Here is a 7136-nt window from a genome sequence, read left to right on the forward strand (position 1 = left end):
GCTGGAGTGGGTGCCCGGCATCAGTTGGTGTTCGTCGACCGGTTGACTGCGGCGCTCCTTCATCTGCCGCACGCTGTCCTCGGATTGCTGTACGACGTGGACCGCTCCCCCATCACCCGCGCGGTCGGCGAAATACGCACGCTCCTGGCCGAGCGAGGGCGCGCGGTCCCCGACAGCCCTGGCCTGCGTCTTCGGACGCTGCCTGATGTTTTCGCCTATGCCCAGGCCAAGGGCGTCGAGTTGCGTCTGGACCCTGCCGAGATCCAGGTCCGCAGGCCGCCTGCCGGCCGCGGCGGGCGGCGAGCGTTCGTCTCCGGCAAGAAGAAGCAGATGTCTGACGGCGAAGCGCAGCCGCCGACCGGGATGCCCCACGGGCCTGTTGCTCCGTCCCTCGACACGCCGAATTCGTGGGCCGGTCCGCCCTCTTGGACGCGCGGTGGCCGAGGACCCCGTCTGCTCGCGGCGTAACTGTGCCATGGCGCAAGAGCGACAGGTGCGACCCCTTGAACGACGGCGGGGGAGGCCGGAGGATCCAGTGATCTTTCGATCTTCGCCGCGTCTCAGGAGTCTTCCTTGCCCAAGGTTCCCATCCCCCGGCCCGGGCCGATCGCCCTCGCCGTGGCGGCCGCGCTCACACTCGGCGTCATACCGGCGACTGCCGCTGTGTCCGCGTACTCCGCCGGTGAGGTGTCGCACAACGACGCCGGACACCGAACCGCCGGCCGTGCCGGCACGCACACCGTCACCCTGATCACGGGTGACAAGGTCACCATCGGGACCGCCGCCGACGGCACCGTCGTGCGCTCCTTCCAGGCCGCGGGCGGAGCCACCACCGGCTTCCACCGCGCTGTCGTGGACGGCGCCACCTATGTCTACCCCGACGCCGCCCTGCCGTACGTGAGTGCGGGGAAGCTCGACAAGCAGCTGTTCAATGTGACGCGGCTGATCGCCGAGGGCTATGACGACGCGCACAGCTCCCGGCTGCCGCTGATCGTGCGTTACACCGGAGCCGCCGCCAAGGCCCGTACCCGGACGAAGATGGCCGGCTCGGCCGACGTCCGCCGCCTGGACAGCATCCAGGGCGCGGCCCTCGCGCAGAACCACCAGCAGGCACCGGAGTTCTGGTCCTCGCTCACCGGGGGTTCCGGCGCGGCGGCCCGGTCCGCGAAGGCGTCCTTCGCGGGCGGCGTCGCCCACGTGTGGCTCGACGGCAAGGTGAAGGCCGACCTGGCCGACTCCACCGCCCAGATCGGCGCGCAGAAGGTCTGGGCGGAGGGCGACACCGGCCAGGGCGTGAAGGTCGCGATGCTCGACACCGGCGCGGACACCGAACACCCGGACCTGGCCGGGCAGGTGTCCGACAGCGCCAGCTTCGTCCCCGGCGAGGACGACATCGCCGACTACAACGGCCACGGCACGCACGTCGCCTCGACCATCGTCGGCACGGGCAGTGCCTCCGACGGCAAGGAGCGGGGTGTCGCCTCCGGCGCCCGGCTGGCCGTCGGCAAGGTGCTCAGCTCCGAGGGCAGCGGCCAGGAATCCTGGATCATCGCGGGCATGGAGTGGGCCGCCCGCGACCAGAAGGCCAGGATCATCAGCATGAGTCTGGGCGGCGGCGGTGACAAGAGCGACCCGATGAGCCAGGCCGTCGACGAACTCAGCCACGACACGGGCGCGTTGTTCGTGATCGCGGCGGGCAACGGCGGCCCGCACTCCATCAGCAGCCCCGGTGCCGCGGACTCCGCGCTGACGGTTGGCGCCGTCGACTCCACCGACACGCTCGCCGGCTTCTCCAGCCAGGGCCCGCGTGACGGCGACGGCGGGCTGAAGCCGGAGATCACCGCGCCCGGCGTCGACATCGTCGCGGCGCGCTCGCACTACAGGCGCGGCTCCGGCTACTACACCACGATGAGCGGCACCTCGATGGCGACGCCGCACGTCGCCGGTGCCGCCGCGCTCCTCGCCTCCGCGCACCCCGACTGGACGGGCACCCAGCTCAAGGAGGCGCTGGTCAGCAGCGCCAAGGCAACCCCGGCGTACACCCCGTACCAGGCGGGCGCCGGCCGGCTCGACGCGCCGGCGGCCGTGCACACCACGGTCTTCGCCACCACGAGCGCCTACTCCGGCTTCCACACGTGGCCGCCGAAGCCGGGGCAGACCGACGTCCAGACGGTGACGTACACCAACGTCGGCGACGCACCGGCCAACCTCGACCTGGCGGTCGACGGCACCGTCCCGGCAGGGTTGTTCAGCCTCTCCGCCGACCACGTCACCGTGCCCGCCCACGGCACCGCCACGGTCACCCTGACGGCGGAGCTGGACAAGCTGGGCGGCGACCAGTCGGTCAGCGCCATGATCACCGGTACGGACGGCGGCGGAGCGGTCCGCGCCCGGACCCTGATCGGCGCGGCCCGCGAGGGCCAGCGGCAGAACCTGACCGTGGTCGCCAAGGACCGTTCGGGCAAGCCGCTGGAGGGCCGGGTCGTCCTGACCGCCGAGCACCTCTTCACCGTGATGGACCTCGACGCGTCCGGCACCGGCACGGCGCGGCTGCCCGTGGGCTCCTACAGCGGCTGGCTCACCGGTGACGTGCAGGGCGCCGAAGGCCCGCACTCGCGCGGCATGGTGCTGCTCGCCTTCAACGACGTGAAGCTGGACCAGGACCGTACCGTCACCCTGGACGGCCGCAAGGCGCGCCGGATCCTGGCGCGTGTGCCGCAGCAGGCCACCGCCGTCGCGCCGCGCCTGGACGCCCACCGGTCCTTCACCGACAGCCTGGTGGAGACGTCGATGCTGCCGGACCCGTCGTACGACAGCATGTGGGCGCTCCCGACCGGCAGGAAGGTCACCGACGGCGAGTTCGAGGCCGGCGCGCGCTTCCGTCTCGAGCAGCCCGCGCTGACGGTGAGCACGAAGTCGACGACCTTCGACGACCCGCTGGTCAAGCGCGGAGCCACGCCGCTGCCCGCCGGCAGCCGGAACCTGACGGCGGTCTTCGCCGGTGACGGCACGGCCGAGGAGCTCGCGCGCCAGAACGTTCGCGGCAGGGCCGTCGTGGTGCGCGGCGCCGGCACGGAAGGGATCAAGGCCCAGGCGGAGGCCGCCGCGGCCGCCGGGGCCCGGCTGCTGCTGGTCGTCAACGACGGCGTCGGCCGCCTGCAGCCCTGGGACGAGAACCCCTGGAGCCCGGCGAGCCCGGCCCCGGTGACGGTGGCGACGCTCAACGCCGACCAGGGCGCCGACCTGATCGGCCGGCTTCGGCACGGCGCGGTCTCGCTGAAGGTCACCTCGCACCCCACGACCGACTACGTCTACGACGTCGTGCACCACTGGACGGGCGCCGTTCCGGCGGACCCGACGTGGCGTGAGGAGTCCAAGGACCTCGGCCGGGTGAACGTCTCCTTCCGGAACTACCGGCAGGGCAAGGCGATGGAGTTCCGTCCGGACGTCTGGCGCGGCTGGGCCGTCGGCAACCAGCTCACCGCGCCCGCCCAGGGCGAGCGCACCGACTGGGTCACCGCCGGCACCACGTGGCTCGACGACGCCTTCATCCAGGGCGAGACCGGGCAGCACGCGATCGCCCCGCTGAACTACCCGGCGCGCAAGACCGGCAAGGTCGACTGGTTCGGCCCGATCCAGCGGCCCCGCATGGGCCCGGTCACCTACCAGCCGGTGCGCTACCTCGACACGATGTACATCACCGCGCCCGGCTGGGGCGACTCGGGGTCCGGCCACGTCGGCGAGGCCAACGCGAACTTCGACGTCAAGGACTGGATGTCGCTCTACCAGGGCGACCAGCAACTCGACTGGGGCAACGCCGAGCACCTGCAGGTTCCCGGCCTCGGCGCCGGGCGCCTGCCCTACCGGCTGGTCCTCGACAACGACCGCGGCACCTGGGCCAGCCCGTACTCGACGCACACGCTGACCGAGTGGGACTTCACCTCCGCGGTCACCGGCAGCGATGCGGCACTGTCCCTGCCGCTCATCCAGCTCGACTACGGCGTCGACACCGACACCTCGGGCCGTGCCGACCGGCACGCCGGCCTGACGGTGACCGCCTCGCACCTGCCGGGCACCACCGCCGCCATCGGGAAGCCGACCGTCGAGGTGTCGTACGACGACGGTGCGACCTGGCAGCGGACCGACCTGAACCGTTGCGACGACGGATGGCGGACGAACCTGCGCGCGCCGCGGTCCGCCGGCTTCGTCACCCTGCGGGTCGGCGCCCGGGACAGCGCGGGCAACACCGTCTCGCAGACGATCACCCGGGCCTTCGGCCTGCGCTGACGTCACACCCCGGGAGGTCACCCGGGACAGCACCGCGTGGGTGGGACCGCAGCCGGCGGCCCCGCCCACGCGGCGTTCCCCGTTGTCGGAGGATCTACGAGGACACCTCGTCGCGGAACGGCAAGCGAGTGTTCGTGGACCGACTGTGGCCCCGCGGCATGAGAACGGTCTGCGGCAGAGTCTGCCCCGTCGTCCCGGCTTCCTTCGGCGCGGGAGGTCCCGTCCGCTCGGGGTCCTGGCCCCGCCCTCGGCTGAGCTGCGCCCCGACCGCCGAGGTCACCAGGCTCAGCGCCGCGGCTGTGTACCAGAGGACCCGGAAGTCGTGGTGCGAGGTGGCGTCGACTTGGGAGCCGAGGACCGCGACCAGGACGGCGACGCCGATCGTGGCCGAGATCTGGCGCACCGAGTTGACCAGCGCCGACCCGGTCGCCGCACGGTGTCCCGGTACCGCGTGCACGCCGGCGGCCACCAGTGTGCCCAGGGCCAGGCCCACTCCGGCACCGGTCAGCAGCTGGCTGGGCAGCAGCTCACTCACGTAGTCCGGTGTGACCGACGCGAAGATCGCGAACCAGACCATGCCACCGGCGAACAGCACGCCGCCCGCCGCGATCAGCGGTCCCTGCCCGAAGCGCTGCGCGGCGCGGGTGGTCAGCACGGTGACGACGGGCACGAGCGCGGGGCCGGGGGCCAGGGCGAGACCGGTGCGCAGCGCGCTCCAGTGCCAGACCTCCTGACACCACAGCACGTTCGACAGCAGCATGATCGAGAAGGCCACGCCGAACAGGAGGCTGCCCGCGTTCGCCGCACCGAAGCGCGGCAGCCGCAGCAGGTCCAGCTCGAACAGCGGACGGGGGTGCCGCAGGGACCGGAGCGCGAACGCGGCGCCGCCGATCACGGCGACGGCCAGCAGCAGTAGGGTCTCGCCGCTCGTCCAGCCCTGGTCGGGTGCCTGTACCAGCGCCCCGGACAGCGAAGCGATCGAGACGATGACCAGCAGGGCGCCGAGGAGGTCGGGCAGCGGCCCGGTCTCCCGCGCGGCCGGCTTGGGCAGCGCGGATCGGCCGACGACGAGCGCCGCGATGCCGATGGGCAGGTTGACGGCGAAGACCCACCGCCAGTCCACCTCGGTCAGCAGGCCACCGGCGACGGGCCCGGCGGCCGCGGCGAGTCCGCCGACCCCGGCCCAGCCGCGGGTGGCCTGGGTGCGGCGCTCGGCCGGCACCGCCGCCAGCAGCAGGGCCAGGGAGGTCGGGATCTGGGCCGCCGCCCCTACGGCCTGCACCACCCGGGCCACGATGAGGGTTCCCAGGTTCGGGGCCAGGGCACAGCCCAGCGACGCGAGCGTGAAGACGGCGATCCCGGCGAGGAAGACCGGCCGCTGCCCTATGCGGTCACCGGCACGCCCGGCCACCACCAGCAGCGCGGCGAAGGTGATCGCGTAGGCGTTGAGGATCCAGGACAGCGATCCGAGGCCCGCCGCGCCACCGCCTCCGGAGAAGTCCTCTCCCACGGCGGGCAGCGCGACGTTGACGATCAGCAGATCCAGGTTGGTCATGAAGACGGCCACCAGGACGACGGCGGCGGCCGCCCGAGGGTGCTTTGAGAATCGAAGCAGCATGGACATGATGCGACCCAAGCACAGGGTGATTTGGAAATCAAACCTTGCCGGGTGACACTGGGACAATGACCACACGCATCGACCCCCGGGACATGGCGGGGCGCCCGTGCTCCCTCGCCGCGGCCCTCCAGATCATCGGTGACCGCTGGGCCCTGCCGGCGATCCGCGAGGTCATGCTCGGCAACCACCGCTTCCGGCAGATCGCCAGGAACACCGGCGCTCCCACGGACCGGCTCGCCGCGCGCCTGAAGGCGCTGGTGGAGAGCGGCGTCCTCGAACAGCGCCCGCTGCCGGACGACGCCCGCTACAGCGGCTACCACCTGACGGAGGCCGGGCGCGATCTGGGAGCCATCACCCGCGAGCTGATCGGCTGGGGCGACCGCTGGGCCGTCACCGCACCGCCTGCCCGGATCCTGCACCGGGATCACGAACTCGTCACCCACACGGTGTGCGAGACCTGCGGCGAGCGGGTCCACGGGGAAGATGTCCACCGTGACGACCTCGTACCCGGCTGGGACCAGTCGGGCCCGGTGACGACCCCGTAGACCGAACAGCCCCACCTCAGCGAACGAAGGTCCGGCATGATCAACGGCGCCCACGTCATCCTCTACAGCCAGGACGCGGAGGCCGACCGCGCCTTCATCCGCGACGTCCTCGCCTTCCCCGGTGTCGACGCGGGCGGCGGGTGGCTGATCTTCAAGCTGCCCCCGGCAGAAATCGCCGTACACCCCACCGAGGGCGCCCCCCAGCACGAGTTCTGCCTGATGTGTGACGACCTCGACGCCCAGCTCGAGGAACTGCGTGCGCGAGGCGTCGAGATCACCCGCCCGGTCAGCGAACAGCGCTGGGGCAGGCTGACGGCGGTGCGTCTGCCCAGTGGCGCCGAACTGCCGCTGTACGAACCTCGCCACCCCGTGGCCCACAATCTGTGACACTCGAGCGGCCCCGCCCGGGGTCCACCGGATGCTGACGGCACCGTCCCGTGACGGTGAACCAGATCGCCGGCGACAACCGTCGTGACACCTGGTCGCAGGGTTCCGGTGGAATCATCCGCCGGGACGACCGCGTTCCCCCCGCGGAAACCCGGGCGGAGGCGGCCCGGACGGTGAGAAAGGTGGCGACATGCTGGAGACGGTGGGCCTGACGGCCGACGAGAGCGAGGTGTACCGCCTTCTGGTCGCCACCGGGACGGCGTCCGCCCAGGACATCTCCGGCCGCTCGGACCTCGACG

At 72.1% G+C, this 7136-nt stretch carries 4 protein-coding genes and 2 pseudogenes; 5 read left to right on the plus strand and 1 reads right to left on the minus strand.

Translation table 11 applies throughout. From position 1 onward, the window contains the following. The 3 genes and pseudogenes from ACWEBX_RS35885 to ACWEBX_RS35895 form a co-directional block, all read left to right on the plus strand. A pseudogene (locus ACWEBX_RS35885) lies at window positions 1-330 on the plus strand (transposase family protein); the annotation flags it as partial. A gap of 243 nt (window positions 331-573) precedes the next feature. After that, the gene (locus ACWEBX_RS35890; protein ID WP_451888942.1) at window positions 574-4287 is read left to right on the plus strand and encodes a S8 family serine peptidase; all 3714 of its coding nucleotides are present in this window, start codon (window positions 574-576) and stop codon (window positions 4285-4287) included. Next, window positions 4284-4412, plus strand: a pseudogene (locus tag ACWEBX_RS35895) (hypothetical protein); the annotation flags it as partial. The gene ACWEBX_RS35890 and the pseudogene ACWEBX_RS35895, both read left to right, overlap by 4 nt. On the opposite strand, the gene ACWEBX_RS35900 reads toward ACWEBX_RS35895, so the two are convergent. Then, entirely contained in the window at window positions 4382-5905 is a 1524-nt protein-coding gene (locus ACWEBX_RS35900; protein WP_451888943.1) for an MFS transporter, read from the minus strand. The pseudogene ACWEBX_RS35895 and the gene ACWEBX_RS35900 overlap by 31 nt on opposite strands. A 65-nt stretch (window positions 5906-5970) precedes the next feature. On the opposite strand from ACWEBX_RS35900, the gene ACWEBX_RS35905 reads away from it, so the two are divergent. Beyond that, the gene (locus ACWEBX_RS35905; RefSeq protein ID WP_451888944.1) at window positions 5971-6450 is read left to right on the plus strand and encodes a winged helix-turn-helix transcriptional regulator; all 480 of its coding nucleotides are present in this window, start codon (window positions 5971-5973) and stop codon (window positions 6448-6450) included. A 36-nt stretch (window positions 6451-6486) separates the two neighbouring features. After that, entirely contained in the window at window positions 6487-6837 is a 351-nt protein-coding gene (locus ACWEBX_RS35910; protein ID WP_451888945.1) for a VOC family protein, read from the plus strand. The last annotated feature ends 299 nt before the right edge of the window (window positions 6838-7136 follow it).

It is taken from the genome of Streptomyces sp. NPDC005070, from assembly GCF_053600395.1.